General features: G+C 65.1%; 19 protein-coding genes. 11 read left to right on the top strand and 8 right to left on the bottom strand.

Features of this window, described 5'->3' with window-relative positions; genetic code table 11:
• Nucleotides 1–8: 8 nt before the first annotated feature.
• On the bottom strand, nt 9–347 hold the full coding sequence (locus IEX78_RS18435; RefSeq protein WP_188830194.1) for a VOC family protein: 339 nt from the start codon (nt 345–347) through the stop codon (nt 9–11).
• A complete protein-coding gene (locus tag IEX78_RS18430) occupies nt 344–1,174 on the bottom strand; it encodes a MerR family transcriptional regulator (protein WP_188830193.1) in 831 nt (276 codons plus the stop codon). Before IEX78_RS18430 ends, IEX78_RS18435 begins: the two co-directional genes overlap by 4 nt.
• 164 nt (nt 1,175–1,338) lie before the next feature.
• On the opposite strand from IEX78_RS18430, the gene IEX78_RS18425 reads away from it, so the two are divergent.
• Nucleotides 1,339–1,656: a YbaB/EbfC family nucleoid-associated protein gene (locus IEX78_RS18425; RefSeq protein ID WP_373291618.1), complete on the top strand. Its 318-nt coding sequence runs from the start codon at nt 1,339–1,341 to the stop codon at nt 1,654–1,656.
• On the top strand, nt 1,656–2,264 hold the full coding sequence (recR, locus tag IEX78_RS18420; protein WP_188830191.1) for a recombination mediator RecR: 609 nt from the start codon (nt 1,656–1,658) through the stop codon (nt 2,262–2,264). The genes IEX78_RS18425 and recR overlap by 1 nt, the downstream gene beginning before the upstream one ends.
• Here the strand turns inward: recR and IEX78_RS18415 are convergent.
• Nucleotides 2,261–2,905: a hypothetical protein gene (locus IEX78_RS18415; RefSeq protein ID WP_188830190.1), complete on the bottom strand. Its 645-nt coding sequence runs from the start codon at nt 2,903–2,905 to the stop codon at nt 2,261–2,263. The two genes, recR and IEX78_RS18415, sit on opposite strands and share 4 nt — an antisense overlap.
• Nucleotides 2,906–3,051: 146 nt before the next feature.
• On the opposite strand from IEX78_RS18415, the gene IEX78_RS24355 reads away from it, so the two are divergent.
• From IEX78_RS24355 to IEX78_RS18385, 5 genes are all read left to right on the top strand, one after another.
• Complete coding sequence (locus IEX78_RS24355; protein WP_229684080.1) at nt 3,052–7,326, top strand: transglutaminase family protein; 4,275 nt, start codon at nt 3,052–3,054, stop codon at nt 7,324–7,326.
• Nucleotides 7,327–7,376: 50 nt separating this feature from the next.
• Nucleotides 7,377–10,346: a circularly permuted type 2 ATP-grasp protein gene (locus IEX78_RS18400; RefSeq protein ID WP_188830295.1), complete on the top strand. Its 2,970-nt coding sequence runs from the start codon at nt 7,377–7,379 to the stop codon at nt 10,344–10,346.
• Complete coding sequence (locus tag IEX78_RS18395; RefSeq protein ID WP_188830189.1) at nt 10,343–11,233, top strand: transglutaminase family protein; 891 nt, start codon at nt 10,343–10,345, stop codon at nt 11,231–11,233. Before IEX78_RS18400 ends, IEX78_RS18395 begins: the two co-directional genes overlap by 4 nt.
• 18 nt (nt 11,234–11,251) lie before the next feature.
• A complete protein-coding gene (locus tag IEX78_RS18390) occupies nt 11,252–12,151 on the top strand; it encodes a hypothetical protein (RefSeq protein WP_188830188.1) in 900 nt (299 codons plus the stop codon).
• A gap of 270 nt (nt 12,152–12,421) precedes the next feature.
• Nucleotides 12,422–13,438 carry a zinc-binding metallopeptidase family protein gene (locus tag IEX78_RS18385; RefSeq protein ID WP_188830187.1) on the top strand — a complete coding sequence of 339 codons (1,017 nt, stop codon included), beginning with the start codon at nt 12,422–12,424 and terminating at the stop codon, nt 13,436–13,438.
• 178 nt (nt 13,439–13,616) lie between these two features.
• Here the strand turns inward: IEX78_RS18385 and IEX78_RS18380 are convergent, their stop codons facing one another.
• From IEX78_RS18380 to IEX78_RS18365, 4 genes are all read right to left on the bottom strand, one after another.
• On the bottom strand, nt 13,617–14,333 hold the full coding sequence (locus tag IEX78_RS18380) for a type 1 glutamine amidotransferase (RefSeq protein WP_188830186.1): 717 nt from the start codon (nt 14,331–14,333) through the stop codon (nt 13,617–13,619).
• Nucleotides 14,330–15,550 carry a Mur ligase family protein gene (locus IEX78_RS18375; RefSeq protein WP_188830294.1) on the bottom strand — a complete coding sequence of 407 codons (1,221 nt, stop codon included), beginning with the start codon at nt 15,548–15,550 and terminating at the stop codon, nt 14,330–14,332. The genes IEX78_RS18380 and IEX78_RS18375 overlap by 4 nt, the downstream gene beginning before the upstream one ends.
• A gap of 61 nt (nt 15,551–15,611) precedes the next feature.
• On the bottom strand, nt 15,612–17,351 hold the full coding sequence (locus IEX78_RS18370; protein ID WP_188830185.1) for a hydroxysqualene dehydroxylase: 1,740 nt from the start codon (nt 17,349–17,351) through the stop codon (nt 15,612–15,614).
• Nucleotides 17,352–17,482: 131 nt separating this feature from the next.
• Complete coding sequence (locus IEX78_RS18365) at nt 17,483–18,385, bottom strand: EamA family transporter (protein WP_188830184.1); 903 nt, start codon at nt 18,383–18,385, stop codon at nt 17,483–17,485.
• Nucleotides 18,386–18,458: 73 nt separating this feature from the next.
• Here IEX78_RS18365 and IEX78_RS18360 point away from each other — a divergent pair, with 73 nt between their 5' ends.
• The 4 genes from IEX78_RS18360 (at nt 18,459) to IEX78_RS18345 (ending at nt 22,313) form a co-directional block, all read left to right on the top strand.
• Complete coding sequence (locus tag IEX78_RS18360) at nt 18,459–19,358, top strand: LysR family transcriptional regulator (protein WP_188830183.1); 900 nt, start codon at nt 18,459–18,461, stop codon at nt 19,356–19,358.
• Nucleotides 19,359–19,621: 263 nt separating this feature from the next.
• Entirely contained in the window at nt 19,622–20,491 is an 870-nt protein-coding gene (locus tag IEX78_RS18355) for an ABC transporter permease (protein ID WP_229684079.1), read from the top strand.
• Entirely contained in the window at nt 20,488–21,543 is a 1,056-nt protein-coding gene (locus IEX78_RS18350) for a taurine ABC transporter substrate-binding protein (protein ID WP_188830182.1), read from the top strand. Before IEX78_RS18355 ends, IEX78_RS18350 begins: the two co-directional genes overlap by 4 nt.
• The gene (locus tag IEX78_RS18345) at nt 21,540–22,313 is read left to right on the top strand and encodes an ABC transporter ATP-binding protein (protein WP_188830181.1); all 774 of its coding nucleotides are present in this window, start codon (nt 21,540–21,542) and stop codon (nt 22,311–22,313) included. The genes IEX78_RS18350 and IEX78_RS18345 overlap by 4 nt, the downstream gene beginning before the upstream one ends.
• 236 nt (nt 22,314–22,549) lie before the next feature.
• On the opposite strand, the gene IEX78_RS24350 is transcribed toward IEX78_RS18345, so the two are convergent.
• The gene (locus IEX78_RS24350) at nt 22,550–24,100 is read right to left on the bottom strand and encodes a MinD/ParA family ATP-binding protein (protein WP_229684097.1); all 1,551 of its coding nucleotides are present in this window, start codon (nt 24,098–24,100) and stop codon (nt 22,550–22,552) included.
• Between the last annotated feature and the right edge of the window lie 1,128 nt (nt 24,101–25,228).

Raw genomic sequence — 25,228 nt, 5'->3', positions numbered from 1 at the left:
GACTTTTTTTATCCGCGACCGATGTCGAAGAGGTTTCCTTCCGGGTCGGCGAGGGTGGCCCATTCGGTGCCGTATTCGTTGAAGTCGCCGATGTGTTTCGCGCCGATGCTTACCGCTCGCGCGATTTCTTCCTGCCAATCGACGGCGTGCAGGTCGAGGTGAATCACGTTTTTACCTGGTGTTTTGTCGTCGACTTTGAGGAACATCAGGATCGGGCTGCCCGCGACCGTCGCGAACAATTCCGACGCGTCCGGGTTGACTTCGCGCCCGAGCAGTTCGGCGTAGAACGTCGCAAGGGTCTGTGCGTTGTCGCAGTCGAAGGTGATGTTGCCGAGTTCGATGGTCATGAGTTTGCTCCTTTTGCGGTGATTGGCCAGCAGACTTCGGTGCGGTAGTCGGCTGGATTGTGGGACTGATCAGGGCCGATGAGGTAGCGCTCGCGGATGGGCTCGTCGGGTAGGGCACTCGCGTGTTCGGCGACGTGCGCGCCTAACGCGCCGTAGGTTCGGTCGAAGTCTTCGAACGGGCCGTCGTGCAGCGCGACCGCGTAGATGCGAACGGGCAGTTCGACTATGCGCAGGTCAGCGTCGGTAATGGCAGCATCGCCAGCGACCGGGACGTAAGCGGTCACCTCGCCGACGTCGTCGGCGAAGAACTCGGTCGAATAGGTCGCGCCCGCGACGCCAGCGGGCAGTAGGTCCGCGTCGGCAAGCGCGACGTAGATGCGTTCGAAAGCGTCGCCGCACCATCCGCTGATGTCGGCGTGGGCAACGCGGGCGGTGAGCGTGAGCGCGGGGAAGGCCGGTTCAACGCGATACTGCACGCGAATTGGCGCGGTCGGCTCGGTGAGCAGCGCGCGCAACGACGCGATCGCCGCGCCGGTGTCGTGCAGTCGCGTTTCCATGCTGGTCAGGTGCGCGCGCAACGCGTCGTCGCGGACGGCGGGGTCGGTAGTCGAAACCACCGTTTGGATCTCGCTCAACGGCATTTCCAGCGCGCGCAGTCGGCGGATGAGCTGCGCGCGCTCGATTTGGTTGGTGCCATAGCGTCGATACCCCGTCGCCGCGTCGACCGAGACCGGCTCAAGCAGGGCGATCTCGTGATAGAAGCGCAGAGTTTTGACGCTCAAATGGGTGAGGCGGGCGAACTCGCCGATCGCCACGGTCGCTGTCATGTGTTCTAGCGAACACTCTCCCGTTGGGGGAGGGTCAAGCAGGCGCGGGCACGAGGTCGCGCGCGACTAGACTGCGGACAAGGCTGTAAAGCCTTAAAACCCTCGCGGCGTAAGCCGCCAAACGATACGGAGTTGCCGTGCAACCTGACGGTGGACAGTTCGATATGCAGGCCCTGCTCGCCCAGGCGCAGCAGATGCAGCAGGCCGTGATGGCTGCCCAGGCTGAGCTTGCTGAGTCGGAGGTGCAGGGCTCGGCTGGCAACGGACTTGTGCAGGTCACCATCAAGGTCAGCGGCGAAATCACCGCGTTGACGATCGACCCGAAGGTCGTCGATCCGGCCGATGTCGACGGCTTGCAGGACCTCATCATCGGCGCCGTCAACGACGCGATGACCAACGCGCAAGCGCTCGCCGCCGAACGCCTCGGCCCACTGTCGGCCGGTCTCGGTGGCGGCTCGCTGCCCGGTCTGCCCGACTTCTGATGTATGAGGGTCCGGTTCAGGATCTGATCGACGAGCTGGGCAAACTGCCCGGAGTTGGTCCAAAAAGCGCGCAGCGCATCGCCTTTCACCTGCTCGGGATTGAGCCGCCGGAAATCGACCGGCTGCAATCGGCCCTGCAAAAGGTGCGCGACGGTGTGCGATTTTGCGCGTCATGCGGCACGGTCGCCGATGGTGAGCTGTGCCGGATCTGTGCCGACCCGCGTCGCGACCGCACGATGATTTGTGTGGTTGAAGAGCCGAAGGATGTGCAGGCGATCGAGCGCACGCGCGAGTTCCGTGGGCGGTACCACGTGCTCGGCGGCGCGCTCGACCCGCTCAGCGGGGTCGGTCCCGATCAGTTGCGCATTCGAGAGTTGTTGACGCGCATCGGAAATCAAGAAGATGGCATTGATGTGAGCGAGGTGATCATCGCGACCGACCCCAACACCGAGGGTGAGGCGACCGCGACTTACCTCGTGCGGATGCTGCGCGATTTCCCCGGGCTTACCGTGACGCGGTTGGCGTCGGGGTTGCCGATGGGTGGCGATCTGGAATTCGCCGACGAGCTGACGCTCGGCCGTGCGCTTTCGGGGCGGCGGACGCTTTAGAGCTCGACGCCGGTCCAGGCCACGTCTTTTTCGACGCTGGCCGGATCGGTTGTCCAGTCCCAAATGATGCGCGCGACCTCGTCGGGGTCGGCAAGCACAGTCCCGAAATGCCGTTGCGGTGAGCCGTCGCGGTATTCGAGGGTGTATTCGCCGCGCTGGTCGCGGTAGGTCTGGATGTAGCGCTGGTCGCCGCGCTCGACAATCAGGTACGGGTTCGGGTCCGACAGGCCGGCTACCCAGTTGTGCGCCAATTCCTCAGTGAGATAAGGGAATTCGCCTGCCCCGCCGTGGGTGACGCTGACCGGGATGTGATCCTTCGGATCAATCAACCAGCTGAGCTGCGGGTCGTAGATGGCGTAGTCGCGTGGGGTTGCGAGATCGAAAAGCAGGTTGCGGACGAAGCCGAGCGCGTCGTACGGCGACGAAACGGTCAGCGTTGTTCCGCTGGGCGCGCCGCCGACGGAATCGGTCGCGAGGAAGGTGTCGCTTGCGGGTAGCGCGGCGTTGCGCGCGTTGATCTCCGCGGCGATGTCGGCGACGGTCGCGGACTCAGGTTGGCCCTCTTGAGCGGCCAGGTAGGCGTCGACTTCGTCGATGGAAGTGGCAACGCCGGACGGTAAGAGGATCAGGTCGTAGCTCACGGGATTATTTTACGGCCACGACATGACAAACGGGACCAGGCAGCGACCAGGCAAGGGGCCGCGTTGCGATTACCACGGTGTTTCGACCTGGAAACTCGCGTTTCGTAGCCCGACGAGGTGGGGGTCGTCTGTGGTCAACTGGGGTCATGGGTATCAAGGTGGCACTGGAACACCGGACCGCGTACTCCTTTGACCGGCTAGTTGAGGTGCATCCGCATGAGGTGCGGCTACGGCCCGCGCCGCATTCGCGCACCCGGATCGAGGCGTATTCGCTAGCGGTGACCCCGGCTGAGCACTTCATCAACTGGCAGCAGGACGCGTTTGGCAATTTCGTTGCGCGCCTTGTATTTCCAGAGCCGACGAAAGAGTTGTCGATCACCGTCGGGCTGATCGCCGATCTTGAAGTGGTGAATCCGTTCGACTTCTTCATCGAGGATTACGCCGAATACTTCCCCTTCCGCTACGACGACGCCCTCGCCGACGACCTCGCCCCCTACCTGAAGCCGGTCGACGAAGACGGTCCCGGTTCTGGCCCTGGCGAGCTGCTGCGCGAGTGGGTGCGCGCGCATCGGCCGCAGGGGCGGATTCGGTCGATCGACTACCTCGTCGACCTCAACTACGCGCTGCGCAACCGCGTCGACTACACCGTTCGCCTCGAACCCGGCGTGCAAACCCCCGACCACACGCTGCGCGCCGCGCTCGGTTCGTGCCGCGATTCGGCGTGGTTGCTTGTTGCCGCGCTGCGCGAACTTGGGCTGGCCGCGCGGTTCGTTTCGGGGTATTTGGTGCAGTTGACCTCCGACGTTCCGTCGCTCGATGGGCCGTCCGGGCCAAGCGCCGACTTCACCGACCTGCACGCGTGGACCGAGGTCTACCTGCCGGGCGCTGGCTGGGTCGGCATGGACCCGACGTCGGGACTTTTCGCTGGTGAAGGCCACATTCCGCTCGCCGCGACGCCGCACCCTGGTTCGGCAGCGCCGATCACGGGCGCTACCGGTATCACCGAGTCGACGCTCGAATTCAGCAACGTGGTTCGCCGGATTCACGAAGACCCGCGAGTTACGTTGCCCTACACGGAGTCTCAGTGGGAGCGCATCGTCGCTTCCGGTGCGGCGATCGACAAGCGCATGGCTGGTGTTGGTCTCACGATGGGTGGCGAGCCGACGTTCGTTTCCATTGACGACCAGGTCAGCGCGCAGTGGACCACCGACGCCGACGGTCAGCACAAGCGCGAACGTGCCGTCGACCTTGGCGACCGCCTCCGTGCCATCTACGCTCCCGGCGGCATCGTGCAGTACCGCCAGGGCAAGTGGTACCCGGGCGAACCGCTGCCACGCTGGGAAATCGCGATCGCGTGGCGGGCCGATGGGGTGCCGATTTGGCAGCGCCAAGATTTGCTGACGAACCCGTGGACGCCCATTGCCGCCAGCGTCGGTGCGCCGGGGTGGTCACCGGAGATTCGCGAAGAATCCGCTGTTGCCGCGAGCAAGTTTGCCGCCGCGCGCCCGGAGATCGCGGCCGCGGTTGTCGCGTTGGGGTTGGCTGATGCGGACGACTTCGCGGATTCCGTTGTTGCCGAACCTGATTCGCCTGATGGCGACTCGGTCAATGTCGGCTTGAATGGCTCAGCCGGAGTTTCGATGCTGGACGCCCCGCGTCATGAGGTCGAACACTTCGCGTTGCACCCCGACAGCGTGCTCGACATGGCCGCGGTGTTCGACGCGCGACGTCATGTGCCCGGTGGTGCGGTCTCGGCTGCGGTAGTCGCGCTGGGATTGGCTGACGAAACCGACGCTGCCGCACCGGAATTCGATACTGAAGTCGATGCTCTCGACCCGACAGGCGTTGGCGACGTTGTTGCTGCGGTCCGCGCGCTTGGGTTGACCGATGATGAGCCGGAGCTTGCCGCCCAGCCTTCGTCGCCTGAGTCTCCGACGGGCGAGGTCGCGGCTGCGGTGGAGGCGCTTGGCCTCGCCGATGAATCGCTCAGTGCGGCAAGGGAAACCGTCCCTGATGCGGAAATCTCCAGCGCAAAAAAGAGCGGGAAGGGCGCGCGAAAGGCGAAGCTGGCCGAAAGCGGTAAGAAGGCGAAGGCCGCCGCGAAGGAAGCTGCCAAGCTCGCGAGGGAAGAGGCTAAGGCGGCGGCAAAGGCGGGTCGCAAGGCCGCCAAGCTCGCCCGCGCTAGCGCGAAGTCGGCGAAGGGGAAAACCGCTAAACGCGCCCCCGCATCGTCCACCCCTGATCAGCCGCAGCAGGCGAGTGCGGAATCAGCTAACGACGTGCAATCAACCGTCGCGCAGTCGGCCAATGCCGCGCCTAATGGCCTCGCCGCGCGCCCAGCCGCAGCCGACATCGATGCCGCTCAACAGCTCGTCGCCGCCATCGCCAACACCCTTGGGCTGCCCGAAAAGCAGGTCAGGCCCGCGTTCGAGGATCCTCTTGCCCGCCTCGCCGCAACCGTTGGCGCGCCCTTCGGCGAACCGCCAACCCTCGACATCGACCCCGAGCAGGACTCGCCCGAGGTCCGGCAAATCCTCCTCGACGAGCTCGAACAGTCCGTCGAACAGCCGACCGCCTTCGTCCTCCCCATCCACCGGCGCGCCGACGGAACCGGGTGGGCAAGCGCCGACTGGCAGCTCCGGCGCGGTCGCGACGACAGCGGCGGCCCGGGGAAAATCGTTCTTGCCGAAGGTGATTCACCCGCCGGGCTCAGGCTCCCGATCGGATCGGTCTCCTGGTTCGCGCCGCCGATCCTGCCCGACGCCGACCCCCTGCATCAGCGCCCGCTGCCGGAAAGTGATGAACCGCCAGCCCCCGCTGTCGTCGAACCGGCAACCTTCACCCCAACGACGGCCCTGGTCGCCGAGGTCCGCGAAGGCCGACTGCATGTGTTCCTTCCCCCAGTCGCCGAACTCGCCGACTTCCTCGACCTCATCGCGAAAGTTGAAGCGGCGGCGGTCGCGATCAATCAGCCGGTTGTGCTGGAAGGCTATGCGCCTCCTAGTGATTCGCGACTCAACACTTTCTCGGTAACCCCGGACCCGGGCGTGATTGAGGTCAACATCATGCCGACCTCGTCCTTCGCCGAACAGGCGCAGGTGCTCGAAACCCTGTATGAGCAAGCACGTTTAGCGCGACTGAGCACCGAATCGTTCGACGTCGACGGCACCCACGGCGGCACCGGCGGCGGCAATCACATCACGCTTGGCGGCACGTCGCCCGCGCGGTCACCGTTGCTTAGGCGTCCTGACCTGCTCGTTTCCATGCTCACCTACTGGCAGCGGCACCCGAGCCTGTCGTACCTGTTCGCTGGTCGCTTCGTCGGTCCGACGTCGCAGGCACCACGGGCCGACGAAGGTCGCGAGACCGCGCTGTACGAGCTCGAAATCGCGTTCGCCGAAATCGCGCGACTCAGTGCCGAGCACGAAGAAGGCGGCGAAATTCAGTCCGCCCCTTGGCATATCGACCGCGCGTTGCGGCACCTGCTCACCGACCTCACCGGCAACACCCACCGCGCCGAGTTCTGCATCGACAAGCTCTACAGCCCCGATTCGGCACGCGGTCGCCTCGGCCTCCTTGAACTGCGCGGCTTCGAAATGCCGCCGCATTTCCAGATGGCGATGGTGCAGTCGCTGCTGGTGCGCGGCCTCGTCGCGATGTTCTGGGACAAGCCCTATCGCGCCCCGCTCATCCGCCACGGTGCCAACCTGCACGGCCGCTACCTGCTGCCGCATTTCCTCACCAACGACATCGCCGAAGTGGCCGCTGACCTGCGCGAAGCGGGCATCGACTTCGACACGGCGTGGCTTGACCCCTTCACCGAATTCCGGTTCCCGCGCATCGGCACCGCAGTGCACGACGGCGTGGAAATCGAACTGCGCGGCGCGATCGAACCGTGGCTCACCCTCGGCGAACAAACAACCGGTCAGGGCACCGCCCGCTACGTCGACTCGTCGGTGGAACGGCTGCAAGTCCGCGTCGTCGGCGCGGATCGCGGTCGCTACGTCCTCACCTGCAACGGCATGCCGGTCCCACTGCTCGCGACCGACAAAGCCGACGTCCAGGTCGCTGGCGTGCGCTACCGCGCGTGGCAGCCGCCGAACTCGCTGCACCCGTCGATCACCGTCGACGCGCCGCTGGTCTTCGACCTGGTCGACCCCGCGACGGGCGTGTCGCACGGTGGGTGCACCTACCACGTCGCCCACCCCGGCGGCATGGCGTACGAGGAGCCGCCGGTGAACGCGGTCGCCGCGCAGTCGCGACGGAATCGTCGATTTGAGACGACGGGACATACGGTGAAGCCGATGGACCCAGCACGATTACGTGCCAAGATCGCGGCAGCCTCGACCGACGTTGGCGCACCAGGCATTCTTGACCTACGTCGCGCACGCACGGTGTGGGAGTGGGCACAGCGCCAATAGCGGTAAACAACAGAAGCGAGGACGGCTCGGTGGCACAGCGCGATGATGCGATGCGTGGACAGTTCGCGCGGTACCGGGCAAACAGTGGCGCGCAAGCCCGCTTTGACGAGTGCGGCTTGCCGACCGACGGCTATTACGACGAGCTGGTCGACGGGCGCGGCGAGGTGCGGTCGATGTGGTCGGAGCTGTCGGCCGACTTCGTCGAGCAGGGCGAAGGCGGCCTCAACCGCATCGACTACCGCGTGCGTCGCCAGATCGAAGACGACGGCGTCACCTACACCGAAATGGTGCCGGGCGTCGAAACCGCGACGCCGAAGCCGTGGCGACTCGACCCCATCCCGCTGTTGGTCTCGGCTGACGACTGGACGCGCCTCGAAACCGGTCTCACACAGCGTTCGCTCGTCCTCGACGAGGTCCTCACCGACCTATACGGCCCACGCCGACTGCTGACGTCGGGCTTGCTGCCGCCGGAATTGGTTTTCGGCAACACCGGGTACGTGCGGGCCGCGCATGGCATCACCGTGCCCGGGCGGCACCAGCTTTTCCTGCACGCGTGCGACATCAGTCGGTGGAGCGACGGCCAGTTCCGCGTGCTCGCCGACTGGGCGCAGGCACCGTCGGGGGCCGGTTACGCGCTTGCCGACCGGCGCGTCGTCTCGTCGGCGATTCCGGCCGCGTTCGAACACGCTGGGCCGCGTCCGCTCACGCCGTTCGCGCGGGCGATGCGGTTGATGCTTGCCGAAGCCGCGCCGGAATTGGCCGATGGCGAAGAGCCCGTTGTGGTTGTGCTGAGCCCAGGTTCAAATTCCGAAACCGCGTTTGACCAGGCATATCTCGCGCAGATGCTCGGCTTTCCGCTCGTCGAGAGCGCCGACCTCGTCGTGCGCGACGGTGCGCTGTGGATGCGGTCGCTTGGCAGTCTGGAACGCGTCGACGTTGTGCTGCGCCGCGTCGACGCCGAATTCTCCGACCCGCTCGACCTTCGCCCAGATTCGCGGCTCGGCGTTGTCGGCCTCGTTGAGGTGCTGCGGCGCGGCGCGGTGACGGTGGTCAACACGCTCGGCAGCGGGTTGCTTGAGTCGCCTGCGATCGCGGCGTTTTTGCCGAAGATCGCGCGGTCGCTCGTGAGTGAGGACCTGCTGCTCGACAGCCCGCCCACGTACTGGGCTGGCGATGCGCTGGAGCGCTCACACCTGCTCACGAACCTCCCTGACCTGGTAATTCGGTCGACGGTCGATGGTTCGACGCAATTCGGGCCAACACTGAGCGCCGCCGAGCGAGCCGAACTTTCCGCGCGCATCGAAGCCGAACCGTGGAAGTGGATTGGCGTCGAACCTGCCGAGTTCTCGGTTGCCCCGGCTGTCGATTTCGATGGCGGGTTCTCGCCGGTACCAGTCGGGATGCGACTGTTTTCGCTGGCAAGACGTGGTGGTTATACCGCGATGTCAGGCGGACTTGGTCAGCAGCGGATGCGTCTCGAACCTACGCGCAGCGTGATTAAGGTTGCGGCAAAAGACATTTGGGTGCGCGCGGCGACAACGTCGCCTGCCGCCACCACTGAGTCGGCGTTCGAAGACCGGTCGCGTCGTGCGGTGCCCGTTGTGGAAGCTGTCAGTTCGCCGCGTGTGCTCAACGACCTGTTTTGGATGGGCCGCTACAGCGAGCGGGCGGAGTCGGTTGTTCGGCTGCTTGCCGCCACGCACGACGTGTATCAGGACTACCGCTACCGACCGTGGCTCGATGGTGCAGACGCCTTGCCGATCTTGATGCGCGCGTTGTCCGCGACAACGGGAACCTTTGCGCCAGAAGCGGTTTTGCGCAGCGCGACGGGAAACGCGGTCACGCCGCCGGAGCCACCCGCTGATTTGGACCTCGAACTTGATGCCGACGTTGACGCGGTGAGCGCGCCCGCGGTTCCGGTCGACGGGCCCGAAGCCGTGGAAGCTGGTGCACCACAGGCAGATTCCGCATGGGAACACACCGGTACGAGCGCGCTGGCGCGTGCGTTGCGGACTACGGGAACCGCGCCTCGTCGCGATTCGGACGCGAGCGAGGTTGAATCTGCGGAGGAAAAGCGCTCGGTGCGATCACAATTCGACGATCCGCTGACTCTCGTCGCGGAAGTTCCGCGTCAGTCGCAGGGCCGGTTCCGCAGCGCGGTGCACCCGCCATCCGACGCCGCGACAACCGCCGCGATCGGCGCGCGCGTGGCAGGCGCGTCGGCGGACGGGTTCAAATACCTCGCGTCGCTTACCGGCGACAGCGAGCTATCGGGTTCGCTCGCGCATGCCGTCGACCGGTATGGCGCGGCAGCGCGCGCGGTGCGTGACCAGCTGTCGAGCGACACCTGGATGATCATCGGTGCCGTCGACCGCGCGCTCGCCGCCTTCCGCAATGCCGACGCCGAGCAGGAGAACGCGCTCCAAGATGTGCACTCGTTGGCTCTCGCGGCATTGCTTTCGCTGTCGGGCATCGGCGCGGAATCGCTGGTGCGCGACACAGGTTGGTACGTGATGGATATCGGCAAGCGGATCGAGCGTGGTCTCGCACTGACCGCGCTACTGAAATCGACGCTCGGACAGCTCAATTCGCCGGAGGTCGAGCGGGTTGTCACCGAATCGGTGCTCGTCGCGACAGAGTCAGCAGTGAGTTACCGTCGGCGACACCGTGGTTCGGCGGACGTCGCCGCACTTAGTGGGCTGTTGCTCTTCGACGCGGGCAACCCACGTTCGCTCGTCTACCAACTCGACCGCCTCGAAGCCGACTTCCACGCCCTGCCGGGCGGCACCGGCTCGTCGCGTTCGCAGCGACTGCTCGCCGACGCGCAACGGATGCTGCGTCGCGTTGACCCCGCTGACCTGGATGCCACCGACGACGGGCAGGCGCGCACGGAACTGGTCGAACTGCTCGACGGGGTGCATCTGCGATTACGGAAGCTGTCGGAATCGTTTGAGACGACCAAACTGGCACTGCCCGTTGATATTCAACCGCTCTGGGGCAACACGAGGATGGTGGGATGAGGCGCTTCAAGGTCACGCACAAGACCACCTACAGCTACTCCGACGCTGTCACGAGTTCGTACGGTCGCGCCTATCTGACGCCCAGGGAATGCCCTGGTCAGCGGCTTTCCGACCACGATATTGTGATCGACCCCGTGCCTTCGGACCGCTCGATCGGCACCGACGTTTACGGCAACACGACAACGTATTTTCACGTCACCGCCGAGCATCGCGCGTTGGACGTGACCGGCGAGTCGTTTGTTGAGGTCGACCCGATCGACCCAGCTACCGTGCCTGGCGTCGATCTGCCGTGGGAGCAGGCGCGCCCGAGCGGGGCGAACGGGCCGCTCGCTGTCGAGTTCACGCTCGACCTCACGCCGCCCGAGATCACGCCCGAGGTATTCGATTACGCTGCGGAGAGTTTCACGCCCGGTCGCAGTTTGCTTGATGCTGTTGCCGAGCTAAATACGCGGATACACAACGACTTTCGCTATCGCTCGGGGTCGACAACCGTGAGCACCAAGGTCGCCGACGTCTTCGCCGCGCGCGAAGGCGTCTGTCAGGACTTCGCGCGGATCGGGGCGGCCTGCCTGCGGTCGCATGGGTTAGCCGCCCGATACGTGTCGGGGTATCTCGCGACCGACCCGCCGCCGGGCAAAGAACGCATGGTCGGGGTCGACGCGACGCACGCGTGGGCGGCGGTTTGGGTGCCCGGGGTGACCGACGACGACCGGACGGGCAGTTGGGTCGCCTTTGACCCGACCAACGACCAATTCGCCGACGAACGCTACGTGACTGTGGCGTGGGGTCGCGATTACGCCGATGTGCCGCCGTTGCGGGGCATCATTTACACCGACGCCAAACAGTCGACCATTCGCGTTTCCGTCGACGTTGCACCCATCCCCTAATGAAGCGAGGGCCGGTCGATGTATGTGTACACGAACTTGTCGGCCGCTCTTCGCGACAAGAAGTCGCCGCTGCGGGAGTACCTTGACCAGCGGTTTCCTGACGTAAGGCCGATTCAGGCGGAGTTTCGGCGGGGGAGTGGGCCGCTGCTCGTCGATTCCGCGACAGTGAACCCGGCCAACCCCGCGACGCTCGGTTCGGCCTTCGACTTCCTCGTTCGGTTCCTGCTTGTCCCCAACCACGCGCCGGTGATCGCGCTGCTCGGCTTCTTCGGGCACCCGCACGAGTTGGCGGTGATCGAGGACGTGATTGGGGTCGCGAGCGCATCGGCGGCGGCTTCGGCGGACTCGGAGGATGTTGATCGACTGAGTCGCGCGTGCTGGGCACTTGCCCTGTGTACGGATGTGTATCGCCGTGGGTTGCTTCGTGATTCGGCGTTGGCGTCGTTGTTGGAGGCGGGACGGTTCGACCCCGCGTCGCTGTTGTCGCTCGCGCCGCCCGATGCGATCCGCCAGTTGTGGGAGCTGCGCGGAGTCGCTGACCAGCACTTTCTTCCCAAATTGCGCCCGCCGTTCTACCCGGGCCCAACTTTCGACGCGTCGAAACTGGTGAACGCGGACGCGGACCTGATCGCGGATGGGTTGTTGATCGACATCAAGACCCACTTGGGCGCGAAGAACGCGAGGACGGGCCTGCGCTCGGATTCACTGTCGACCGTCGACCTGTACCAGGTGATCACGTACGCGCTGTTCGACCACAGCGATACGTACCGGATCAACGAGGTCGGCATTTACTCAGCGCGCTACGGGTACCTGGCGAGTTGGGGACTGTCCGAGCTACTTTCGCGACTGTCGGGCGGTGCGGAGATCGACGTGGCACGTGAGCGCGAGGTTGTCTGGCGCTTGCTTGGCGGAACTTAGGAGCGGGGTCGGCCGGGCGGTACGGCAGCGTTGCGAGTTCGCGACCCGCCGACGGGAATTCGCGGTTGTGGGGTGGCGACGCGGTCGGTGTGGCACGCGCGCGCGATGGTGCCTGGCGCTTGCTTGGCGGAACATAGGCGCGGGAGACCGCCCGGGCGCTCCCTACTAGGCGGTGTCTAGTCGGTTCGGCGGCGATCGCGTGACATTATCGGCGCAAGCGCGGCGCGAAGCCCGCTGGTAGGGCAACGTTGCTTATGCGGAGGTGCGGCTATGCGCGATTTCACGTGTCCAAACTGTGGGCAACGGTTGGCTTTTGAAAATTCGGTCTGCTTAGCCTGCTCCAGCCGACTCGGTTTCTCGCTACGCGACCGCGCACTCGTGATCTTGAGCGAAGCCGACGCACCGGAACAAGGGGTTGTCGACGCGCAGCGCTACCGACTGTGCGCGAATATGCATGTGGCGCGGTGCAATTGGCTTGTCGCCGAAGAGGGGCTGTGCGAATCGTGCCAGCTCACGCGTACCCGTCCCAACGACTCAGACCGGGACGGGCTCGCGGCGTTCGCCGAAGCGGAAACAGCGAAGCGCCGCTTGATCTTTGAGCTTGTTGAACTGGGACTGCCGGTCGATGGACGCTCGGATGCCAACCCGAACGGGCTCGCCTTCGACCTGCTGTCGAGCCGAACAACCCGGGTGCGCACCGGTCACCTTGGCGGTGTCGTGACCCTCGACCTCGCCGAAGCCGACGACCCCCATCGCGAACAGCTGCGCGTCGCGATGGCCGAGCCGTACCGCACCTTGCTCGGCCATTTCCGGCACGAGATCGGCCACTACTACTTCACCGTGCTGGTCGCCGAAACCGGCGCATCACCCCAGTTCACGGACCTATTCGGCGACCCATACAGCGACTACCGCGCCGCCGTCGACCGCTACTACGCATCCGGCGCGACCCCGGGTTGGGAACGCGACTACGTGTCGGCGTACGCGACAATGCACCCGGCCGAAGACTGGGCCGAAACCTTCGCGCACTACCTGCATATCCGCGACACCCTGGATACGGCCGCGGCCTTCGGGTTCGCGCCCGCAGGCGCGACTCTCGACCGCCCACAGGTCGGCCGCGCGGGCTTCGACAAAATCATCGAACTGTGGTTGCCGTTGGCGTGGTCGCTGAACATGCTGAACCGCAGCATGGGCCACGATGACCTGTACCCATTCGTGCTGCCCGAACCAGTGCTTCGCAAGATGCGGTTGGTGCACGAGCTGTGCGGGAGCTTGGTGCCGGTCGGGTAAGAAGCGGTGCGTCCAGGCGTGTCGTACCTGCCGTCGTTGGCATTTTCGTGCGCGTTCACGTGCAAAGGCCGTTTTCGGCTGGTTCAGCCTCGAACGTGCACGAAAATGCCAACCAGTTCGGGTGCGACACGCCGAAGCGCATGCTCCACGTCCGTCAAGTGACGATTCGCGGGTCCCCTTACGCGCGCAATCGCTCGCGTCGCAGCTGTGCGACTTCCGGCAGGTCAAGTGGGGCAAGTTCGTTCGGCGATACACCCAAAGCCCGTGCGATCAAGTAATCGGCCAATTCTGGGTTTCGCGCCAAGGCGGGGCCGTGCAGGTACGTGCCGAGTACTGAACCCTGCACCACGCCTTCAGTCCCATCGCCAACCCCGTTGCCAACACCGCGCGTCACCCGGGCAAGTGGCGACGCCGCAGCGCCGAGCAGGGTTCCGCCGCGGTGGTTTTCGAAGCCGGTCAGCGGCGCGCTAAGTCCCTCAAGCACGGGCGTGGTCGTCACCTCGCCGATCGCGCGCGTGTCCTGCGGCGACGTGGTGACATCGAAAAGGCTTACGCCGTCGACCTTTTCGCCAGCGGAGGTCTGATACCAATTGCCGAGCACCTGGATCGCGGCGCAAATCGCAAGCACCGGAGCGCCTTTCGCTGCCGCCTGCTGCAACCCCGGGTACCGCTGCAAGTGGCGCGTCGCCAACCGCTGCGCGGAGTCTTCCGCACCACCAAGCGTGTAGATGTCGAGCGAATCCGGCACCGGATCGGCCAGTGTGATTTCCACGATTTCGGCGTCGTATCCGCGCATCCGCAACCGCTGTCGCAGGACCAAAGCATTACCGCCGTCGCCGTACGTGCCCATGACGTCGGGCAAAACAAGGCCGATGCGGATTGTCGATTCGCTCATGCGCGCGCCTCCAGATCGCGGTTGAGGTCGCGGAACGCGGTGTAGTTGGCCAGCACTTCAACGTGGCCGGACGGGCACGATTTAATGGCGTCGAGCGGGTCGGGCACGAGGGTGTGTGGGACGCCAGCGTAGGTCAGGCGCACCGCGAGGTCGGTGCCGCGCTCACCGGATGCCACAACCTGCACTCCTTCGAAGTGCTCAAATCGCACGTCCCACAGCCACGACAGATCTTCGCCGTCGGGCACCTGCCCGTTGACCGCGATCACGAGCCCAGCCGAACTCGGCTCGATCATCGAAAGCGCTTCCTGCCACCCAGCCGGGTTCTTCGCGAGGAGCAGTCGCGCGTCGTGGTCGCCAACGGTGACCGTGCGGTATCGCCCAGCGATCTCGCGCACGGTGCTAGTCGCGTCGACCGCCTTCAGCGCGTCCGCGCCAAGCGCGACAGCGGCGGCAACGGCCTGTGCCGCATTGCCCCGGTTCGCGCGACCAGGAAGGGCCAACGAAAGTGGTGCGCGGAAACCGTCAGGGCCGCAGACGAATTCGCCATCCAGCCACCAATCCGGCTGTGGGCGTTGGAAATCCGTGCCAGTCGAACGCCAGTTGTCGCCTTCCCAGACGATCGGCTCGCCGCTGCGCGGACAACTTGTCGCGTCGACAGCCCACCCGCTGCCCGCGGCGACCCACACCACGTTCGGGTGGTCGTAGGCGATCGACGACACAAGCACGTCGTCGCAGTTGGCGATCACGACCGCTTGCGGATGCTTCGCGAGCCCGGCGCGCAGCTTGCGTTCGATCATGTTGATCTCGCCGACGCGGTCGAGCTGGTCGCGCGACAGGTTCAACAGCACGATCGCCGACGGCTCAAGCGCGTCGCTGACGTGCGGCAAGTGCAGTTCATCGACCTCGATCGCGGCGAGCGGCACGTCGAGGTGCTGGCTTAATGCCGCGACAATGCCCGCGTCCATGTTGGCACCGTCGGCCTGGGTCGCGACGGGGCCGAGCGTGCCGAGGGCAGCGGTGGTCATGCGGGTAGTCGTCGACTTGCCGTTCGTGCCGGTGACCAGCACGGTCCGCCTGCCGCGCCCAAGTTGCGTCATGATCGACGGGTCGATCTGCAACGCGATCAGGCCGCCGATCATCGAACCTTTGCCGCGTCCGGCCTTCTGCGAAGCCCACGACGCCGCCGCCGCTGCCCGCAGGGCAAGGCGCCCGCGCATCGAGATGTCTGCCACGCAGCGAGTCTATGTGCGCGACGGGTGCACGCGCTTGGCGGACCCGCTAAGGCTGAACATCCAAGATATTGGGCAAACCCTGTGCGTACCGTTGGGCGTCGAGCGCGCGCATGGGTTCGAGTTCGGGCGTGCGCCGCAGCCGCAGCGTCGTCGCGCGTGGGGCCGATGATCCCGCGACGTCAAGCAGCGCGTTCACCGCCATCTTCGCCGATTCATTCGCGCCTTCCATCGTCGCGAGGTCGATGTCGGTGCGCACGTAGTCGCCGGCGAGGAATAGATTTTCGATCGGCCCGCGTGCGTTTGGCCGCGAATCCCACGACCCCGCGGTGTTAATCAACAGTGGATCGGCGTTGTCATTTCGGCTGCCCTGCCAGGTAATGCCTGGATCGAGGAACCAGGAATGCGCATCCGCTGGGCGGAGCAATTGTTCGCGATCGTTGAGGTGCGCGGTCAGTTGCGCCCACACTTCGCGGAAGATTTCCTCGTGCGTGCATTCCTTTGCGGGTTTGCCGTAAAGCATGCCTGGCGTGTTCCAGTCGGAGATGTCGACGGAAAGGCAGTCGGCGACCGTGCCGTCGCCGAAACTTGGGAGCTTGGTTGTCCAGAGCTGGTTCTGGCTGATGGACGTGAGCGACCACGGCGAGTCGACGTAGGCGGCGTGACCACGCGAAATATTCAACGGCGAACGGAAGTAGATCTGCATGCCGTTCATCCAGTCGACGAACAGATTGTTCATCGCTTCGTATTCCGGTGCGAGAGAAAGGATTTCACTTGACCACAGCTTTCGCGCCTGTTCTACGGGCAGCGCGACAATGAAGTAGTCGGCGTCGATCGTCTTACCCGAGCTCGTACGCGCGGCACTAATGCGTTTATCGCGCACGCTCAACGCGTCAACGCGCGCATCGGTCTCGAACCGCACGCCAAGCGAGCGCAGATGCGCGACCCACGGGTCGATCCACGCGGCGTTGGTCGTGTTGTTGAGCACGCGGTCGAGGCCACCGTCGTTGCCAAGGCCGAGCGGGTTGCCGAGGAACTGTTCACCCATCGCCCCAATGGTTCGCGTGCTCGCCAGATTCTCCTTGGCTGCCACCATGATTGACGTGAGCGAGCGAGAAATCAGCGCCCGGAATTCATGCGAACGCTGATTACCGTGGACGAAGTCATGCCATGACGTGTGTTCCCACTGACCGAAACGGCGGGCATCGCAACTGGTGTTAAACACCATGAGCCGGTTAGTGAAATAGGCAAGTTCCTGGGACGACATTTTCGTCATTGTCGATAGCGTCGCGCCAATGGTTTCGGAAATGGATTCCGGGCTCGCGGGACTGAGCAGGCCCTCGGGAAGTGCGAGGAGAACGTCATCGGCGTCGCGTCGCGAGAATCGCGCTTCGGGGACGGTAAGCAGGTTCGACCAGACGCCGTCGGCATTGCCGGCAACCGGAATGCGACGCATTGTTTCTGGCAAGTTTTGGTAGAAACCAGGGAAGAAACGGAAGCCGTGCTCGCCGGGGAGGTCGGGTCGACCGTCGCGTCCGGTGCCAGCGAAACCGATGCTGCGCGCTTTTCCGCCTAACTCGCGAGCCTCATAAACGGTGACATCGAAGCCGCGTTCGCCCAGCTCATGGGCTGCGGTGAGGCCAGCGACGCCGCCGCCAATCACCGCGACGCGACGCCCAGCCGGTGCGCCAAACGCGACACCACGTGCGATAGATGCGGCCCCCGCCGTGATCGCCCCCGCTGCGACCGTGCCGCGAAGAAACGTCCTTCGCGAGACGGGCCACCGCATTTTCGCCATGGTTTTTGTCCAGCTACCTGTTGGGAGTATTGCTTGCAATTAGCTATTACTGTATAGCGACGCGAGTACCAGCAACGAGCCACATGCTAACCAGGTCACCGACGGTTGCGGGTTGCTTCCTGTCAGATCCGAGCAAGTTCTGGGGAAACCTGCCGCCCGCCCGGTATGCGAACGCCAGTTGCCGCTGCCGCGCCAAGAATGACGATCGCCCCGCCAACCAGCGAAAACACGCTCGGCTCCTCGTGGAGCACCAGCCAGGCCGCGGTGAACCCCACAATCGGGACGAGCAGTGAGAAGGGGGCTACCACTCCGGCCGGGTAGCGGCTCATCAGATATGTCCACAGGCCCGAGCCGCAGATCGTCGCGGCGATGACGGTGTAGGCCAGTGCGACGAAGGCGGCATGACCGTCGTGGGTGGCGCGGGCGAAGGCATTAATGCCTGCCGTTGGGCCTTCGATCGCCATCGAGAGCGCGAACAGTGGCAGCGGTGGCACTACCGACATCCATAGCGTCACGTGCAGCGGGTTGGTCGCGGGAGTCTTGCGCGCGCCGAGGTTGCCGAATGCCCAGGACAGCCCTGCCGCCAGGCACAACAGGACAGGCACCAAGGTGGCGTTGGCGAGCCGGTCAGCGCCGATGATCGCCATGCCGCCGACCGCGACAGCGAGCCCGATCATCTGCACGCGAGTGAGCTTCTCGCGCAACAGAATCGCGCCGAGCACGACGGTGAACGGTGCTGATGATTGGAGCACGAGCGAGGCCAAACCGGTTGGCATGCCTAGTCGCATCGCGGTGAAAAGGAAAGCGAACTGACCAACGCCGAAACCGAGGCCGTAAAGCACGAGCCAGCGGACGGGGACGTCGGGGCGGGGGATGAAGATCAGCACCGGAATCGCGAGTACCGCGAAGCGCAATGCGGCGAAGAACATGGGCGGGAAGTGGTCAAGGCCCGCGCGCAACGCGAGGAAATTCAGGCCCCAGAGCAGGACGACGAAGAGGGCGAGCATGCGGTCACGAGGGGTCACGCTGTTTATCGTGCGGGTCGCTAAATGTGCAGCACAATCGAATTATTGTGGACTAATACGGTAGTTTTACTTCATGTTTTCGGTTGAGCGGTTGCGGGTCTTGCGGGAACTCGCAGATCGCGGGACGGTTGCTGCGGTCGCCGAAGCGCTGTCGATGACGTCGTCAGCGGTGTCGCAGCAGTTGAAGGTGCTGGCGCGCGAGGCTGGGGTCGCGTTGCTTGAGCCCGACGGGCGCAGGGTGCGGCTTACCGACGCGGGTCATGCGCTTGTGCTGCGCGCCGACGACGTGCTCGCCGCGATGGACCGCGCCGTCGACGAGATGGCGAGCTATCGGGGAATGCCGCGCGGGCAGGTTCGCGTCGCGTCGTTCCCGTCGGGCGCCGCGCTGCTACTGCCGCCGGTTTTCGCGTTGCTTGCCGGTAGCGGCGTCGAGGTGATCGCGGGTGACGAGGATTTACCGCCGAGCAAGGCGGGGTCATTGTTGGCCGACTACGACATCGTGTTGAGTCACCGCGACGAACGTGCTCCCGCGTTGTCGGGACCGCGCTTGGCGTGTCGACCGTTGATGCGTGAACCGATCGATGTTGTTGTCGCACGAGGTCATCCGCTTGCCGGTCGGGAATCGGTGCGACCTGACGAGTTGGCCGACGAGAGTTGGATCAGCGTGCGCGGCGGATTTCCGGTCGACGATGTGCTTGAGTCGATCGCGACAGTTACCGGGGTTCGTCCGCGAATCGTGCAGCGGTTGAACGACTTTCGGGTGATCGAGACGTTGGTTGCGTCGGGGTATGGGGTCGCGTTGATGCCGCGATACGCGGTCGCGCACCCAGATTTGGTGATATTGCGATTGGAGGGGGTGCGCGCGGCGCGGGTGTATGAGTTGGTGACGCGGGCGGGGACGCAGGGGGCGGCAGTTGGTGCGGTACTTGAGGCGTTTGTCGCGGCTGCGCAGGGTGTTGTCGGCGGGGAGTGAGGGTTATGGACCTCACCGTCGAGAAGAGGTTCTTCAGCCGCACGGGAAGGGTGGCATTTTCGTGCGGGTTCGGGGCGCTGAGGGGCCCGAGTGAGGTTTTGCGCGTGAACGTGCACGAAAATGCCAGTCGTTTGGCAACCATTTAGTTGCGGCAGGCGCTGCCTCGTGGGCGCGGCTGGCTTCTACTCAGCATGACTTTTACCCTCCCAAGCGACCTACCTGCGCGGATACCTTCATTGCGGGGTTAGTCGAAGGAGCGTGCGGTGACCGATGTCGCTGAGGTGACGATGGCCGCACCGACTGTCGACGTGCAGCCGGGTGGTCGGCGATGGCAGGTTGGACCAGTCTGGGCTGGGGTTGTCGCCATCGGTTTGGTGGTGAGCGGGTGGACGCTCGTCACGGCGCTGAAACTCGTCGACCCGCTTTATCTTCCGTCGCCCGCGGCGGTATGGGACGCGTTCGTTCGCGCGAATTCCAGGCACACCATTGCCAACGGGGTCGACCGGGTCGTGATCGGCGAACAGGGCTACTACCTGTGGGAACACCTGCTCGCAAGCATGCAGCGCATCGCGATTGGCGTCGGCGCGGCGATACTCGTCGGGCCAGCAGTCGGGTTCTTGATGGGCATGGTCGCACCGGTCAGGTGGGTCACCGGGCCCATCATCAACTTCCTGCGCGCGCTGCCGCCGCTTGGTTACATCGGCCTGCTGATCGTCTGGTTCGGCATCGGCGACACCTCCAAGATCTGGTTGCTCTTTCTCGCCGCCTTCCCGCCGATCGTGATCGCCACCCTCGACGGCGTCCTCGCCGTGAAACCCGACTACCTCAACGCCGCCCGGTCGCTCGGCGCGAATCGCGCGCAAGTGGTCGCACTCGTTGTCCTGCCCGCCACATTGCCGCAGGTCATCAGCGGTATTCGCATCGCGACCGCGTTCGCGTGGACCACCGTTGTCGCCGCTGAACTCAACAACGGCATCCCGGGCATCGGCGGCTTGGCCTACATCTCCGGCACGCAGCTCAATACGCCACTGACCATCGCCTGCATCATCGTGATCGGGGTGGCGGCTGTGCTGCTCGACGCCATCATCGCGGCGATCGGCACCAAAGTTGTTCCCTGGAAAGGAAAGTCATGAAGTCACTCCGCGTTGTCGCCGCGGTATCGGCACTCGCGGCGGTCACCGCGGTGACCGCCGGTTGCGTCGAGTCGGGTCGCACCGACACCGAGTCCAAGGCGGCGGCATGCCCGTTCGCGCCGGATTCGAGCATCACTTCCACCGTGCGGCTCGGCTACCAGGCCATTCCCAATGCGGACCTCATCGTCAAGGATCGCGGCCTGTTGCAGGCGTGCGCGCCGAACGCGAAGATCACCTGGAGCCAGTTCTCCTCCGGTGCCGATGTGGTGCAGGCCTTCGGCGCGGGCAGCCTTGATATCGCGACCCTCGGTTCGTCGCCCGCGACCAAAGCGTTGTCGTCTCCGCTGAACCTCCCCGTTCAGGTGGTGTGGATTCACGATGTGATCGGGACGTCGGAATCACTTGTGGTGCGGGATAAGTCGGTTACCGCGCTCGCCGGACTGCGCGGCAAGAAGGTCGCGACACCGTTCGGCAGCACGTCGCATTACAGCTTGCTGGCCGCGCTCGACAAGGCGGGACTGACCGGGCAGGTTGAGCTCATCAACCTGCAGCCCGAAGCGATCCCGGGAGCGTGGCACGGCGGCCAGATCGACGCGGCGTGGGTGTGGGACCCCACGCTGTCGAAGCTCACCGAAGCGGGCGGCAAGGTCGTGACCAGCAGCGCCGAAACCGCTGCCGCGGGCGCGCCGACGTACGACGTCGCGCTTGGCAACCGCAAGTTCCTCGCCGACAACGCCGCCTTTGCCGCGCTGTGGGCGAAGGTCCAGGATGCGGCAGTGAAGGAGATCATCGGGAAGCCTGCCGATGCGGCGGTGTCGATTGGCGCGCAGCTGGGCATCGCGCCCGACAAGGTTGCGCCCCAGCTCACCGGCTACAAATACCTGACCGCTGCTGAGCAGGCGGGCGATCGCTACCTCGGCGGCGGCTTCGCCGGTGACCTCGAAGGCACCGCTCGCTTCCTGCTCAGCCAGGGCAGCATCGCGGCGGTTGGGAGCACGCAGTCTTACAAGGACGGCATCGCGGCTACTCCGGCAGCGAGTTCGGCCAAGTGAGCGCCGGGCCGACGACGCTGACGTTGACCGGGGTCAGCAAGTCCTACGACACCCCGGTGCTCGCCCCGACCGATCTCACCATCGAGACGGGTGAATTCGTTTGCGTCGTCGGTCCTTCCGGCTGCGGCAAGTCAACGCTGTTGAACCTGCTTGCTGGGTTCCTCACGCCGACAACAGGTTTCGTGCGGGCGGGTGACGCGGTGGTCGATGGTCCCGATCCTGCGCGTGGGGTGGTATTCCAGCAGGCCAACCTGTACCCGTGGTTGACCGTGCGGGGCAATGTTGAGTTCGGCCCGAAGGTGCGCGGGGTATCGAAGGCGGTGCGTCGCGCGGAAGCTGACCGGTTGCTCAAGCTCGTTGGCCTTGACCAACTGGGGCATCGCAAGCCATATGAGCTGTCGGGTGGGCAGCAGCAGCGGGCGCAGATCGCACGGGTGCTGGCTAATGATCCGTCAGTTGTGTTGATGGACGAGCCTTTTGGCGCTTTGGACGCGCTCACTCGGGAGCGGTTGCAGTTGGAATTGCTCGCGTTGTGGCGTGATCGGCGTAAGACCGTTGTGTTTGTTACGCACAGCATCGACGAGGCGATTTTGCTTGGTACTCGGGTGCTTGTGATGGGGACTAAGCCGGGGCGAGTAGTCGCGGATGTGCGGCCAGAGTTCAAGGCCGCGGTTGGTGACCCGACGGATTTTGGTGCGGTGCGTGGTCATCCAGAGTTTGCGGGGTTTCGCGATGAGTTGGCGCGGGAGATTTACGCGGCGCACTTCTAGGGCGCGAATTGTCACATGACGGGACGCAGGGTCGCTGGTAGGCGTGTCGCGGGTGAAACGGGTGGCATATTCGTGCGGGTTCGGGGGTCGCAGGTCCTTAAGCGGGAGTTTGCGCGTGAATGTGCACGAAAATGCCAATCGCTTCGCAACCAGGTGGTTGCGGTAGGCGCGACGTCGGGTGTATCGCGCTGGGCGGTGGTGCCCCGACCGTTTGGGTCAGGCGGGGCATCACACGCCTAGGACTGGGTCGGGGCTCCCGGGTACTGCTGTTGCGGGGTGTAGCCCGGTTGGGGGTTTTGGCCAGGGGGGATGTGGCCTGGGTGGAAGCCGCCCTGTTGGACTGCCTGGTAGGCGAAGTCGTCGGCGACCATCGCGGCCAATTCGAGGAGGGCCCTGCGGGTTGGCTTGCTTACCAGTTCCAAGTCGATTTCGGCACCCTCGGCCAGGTGGTCGTCGAAGGGGACGATCTGGACCGCGCGGGTGCGGTCTAGGAACAGTTTGCGTAGCTGGTCTAGGTCGACACTCGATGCGCCGCGACGAGAAGCGTTGACTACCACCACAGTTCGCTCAACGAGCTTGCTGTAGCCGTGGTGGTCGAGCCAGTCGAGGGTTGCCGATGCGCTGCGGGCGCCGTCGATGGCGGGGCTTGTTACCAGGACAAGCGAGCTGGCCATGTCGAGCACGCCCGCCATCGCCGAGTGCATCAGACCGGTGCCACAGTCGGTGAGGATGATGTTGTAGAACGACTGCAAAATGCCGATCGCCTTGCGGTAATCAGCTTCGCTGAACGCTTCCGAAACAGCCGGATCCTGTTCGGACGCAAGCACTTCCAAGCGACTCGGGGCCTGGGAGGTGTGGGCGCGCACGTCGGAGTAGCGGCTGATGTTCTGGTCTTCGAGCAGGTTGCGGACCGTCGACCGGGTCTGGCGCGGAACGCGGTGCGCGAGGGTGCCGAGGTCGGGGTTGGCGTCGATCGCGATCACGCGGTCGCCACGCTGCGAAGCGAAGGTCGAGCCCAAACCGACTGTGGTCGTTGTCTTTCCGACGCCACCCTTGAGCGAAAGGATCGCGATTCGGTAGTCGCCGCGCACCGGCTGGTTGACGCGTTCGGCGAGGTCGCGGTGGACAACGTCAGCGGCTGACTCGCCCGGGTTGATCATCCCGCCCGATGCCTTGTGCACAGCCTTGCGCCAACCGCCACGCGGCGACTTGCGTGCGCGCCGAAGGAGATTCAGGTCATTGATCGAATGACCAGGCTGACCGGGCGCGGGCACATGCTGCGGCTGGAACGGTTGGTACTGGCTCTGCTGCCACTGTGGTTGACCTGGTTGACCGGGCGCGCCCTGCGGGGGCATGCCCGGTTGCATCGGCTGCTGATAGATCGGCTGCGGGGGCGGGGGAGCCCAGCTGTAGATCGCTTCGCTCTGCGGGTTCTGCGGCTCGCCGGTAGGAGCCGGGTGCTCGCCGGTCGGGGGAGCGAAACCGCCCTGGGCTGAACCGGATTCGGGATCGCCAGCGGCTAGGTCTCCCTGTGGAGTAGTGAACCCCTGGGGGGATGCGAAGCCAGGCGCGAAACCGGTTGCGGCAGCGCCGGATTCACCGGGAAGTGGTTCCCCGTTCGGTCCGAACTGGGGTGGCGCGAAACCGTGGCCTGGTGCGAAGCCATTTGCTGCGGATTCGGGTCCGCCGGGAGCTGGCTCACCATTCGGACCGAATTGGGGCGGCGCGAAACCTTGGCCTGGCGCGAAACCAGTTGCGGGGAAGCCTGATTGGGGTCCGCCGGGAATCGGCTCACCGTTCGGGCCGAACTGTACGAAACCTTGGCCCGGCGCGAATCCGCCTGGTGCGAAGCCGGGCGGGAACTCGCCATTGGGGCCCTGCGGTGCGAAGCCGGGCTGGAACTCACCGTTGGGGCCCTGCGGGGGAGCGAAACCAGGCGCGAAGCCGGGAACGAAACCTGGGGCGAACTCGCCGTTGGGGCCCGTCGGCGGCGCGAAGCCGGGCGGGAACTCACCATTCGGCCCGAGCTGCGGTGGTGCGAAACCGCCCTGCGGGAACTCGCCCGACGGGTACCCGGGCTCTCCATTCGGCCCGAAACCGGGCGGTGCGAAACCGCCTGGCTGGTAAATGGTTTGGTCAGCGGGGCCAACGGCGGGCTCAGCAGCGGAGTCGGTCTCGCCGGAATCGGCCGTCGCGGTCTCTGCGTCGACCGGCTTCTCCGTATCGCCCTTCGCGTCAGCAGCGACCGCATCCGCGTCAGCGTCGCCGGACGTGGAGCTGGCCGCATCGGGAGCAGCAGCTTCATCGGACTCACCAGCCGCAGTTTGCAGCCAAGGCGGCGACGTCAGATTCTGGTCGTTGGTGGTCACAATTCCCCCACTTGCTCGCTTGAATGAGCTACGGAGCTCGGCCGAATGTGCGCCTAAAACGCTAGCACGGGAAAACACTCGACCGCCTCCCCGGGACTCAGCGGAAGCTCCGGTAGCGCGACCGTTGGCAGTCGGCCTCACGTTTTCGGGGGTGCGGCTTCGAGGTGGCCGGGGAGTTACCCGGATCCTCGCGTGATCAGTGGGCACGGGACAGAGAGAAGGGCCCGATGAATCGGGCACAGCGTGTGGGGTCTCTCGGTTCGACCGCGCGGTTTCCGACGCTCTTGTGATCGAGAAGCCGCAAGCTCATGCGCCTGGCTGATCGGCTGTTGGTGGTCGCCGGACGGATCTGTCAGGTCGCCCCGCAGGTTTCCGACGCTCCCATGAGAACTCGCAAGATCAGGGCCTGGGGTCATCGGGCGTGGGGTGGTCGAGGGACTAGTCTCTCGGTTCACCCGCGAGGTTTCCGACGCTCTCATGATCGCGAACTCGCAGGTTAGCGCCCGAGATCATCGGGCGTGGGTGGTCGCGGGGCGAATCTTTCGG

The sequence above is a fragment of the Nocardia camponoti genome (assembly GCF_014646135.1).
Taxonomy (GTDB): Bacteria; Actinomycetota; Actinomycetes; order Mycobacteriales; family Mycobacteriaceae; genus Nocardia; species Nocardia camponoti.
Note: the sequence above shows the minus strand (reverse complement) of the source record. Positions and strands in the feature narration are given on the sequence as shown.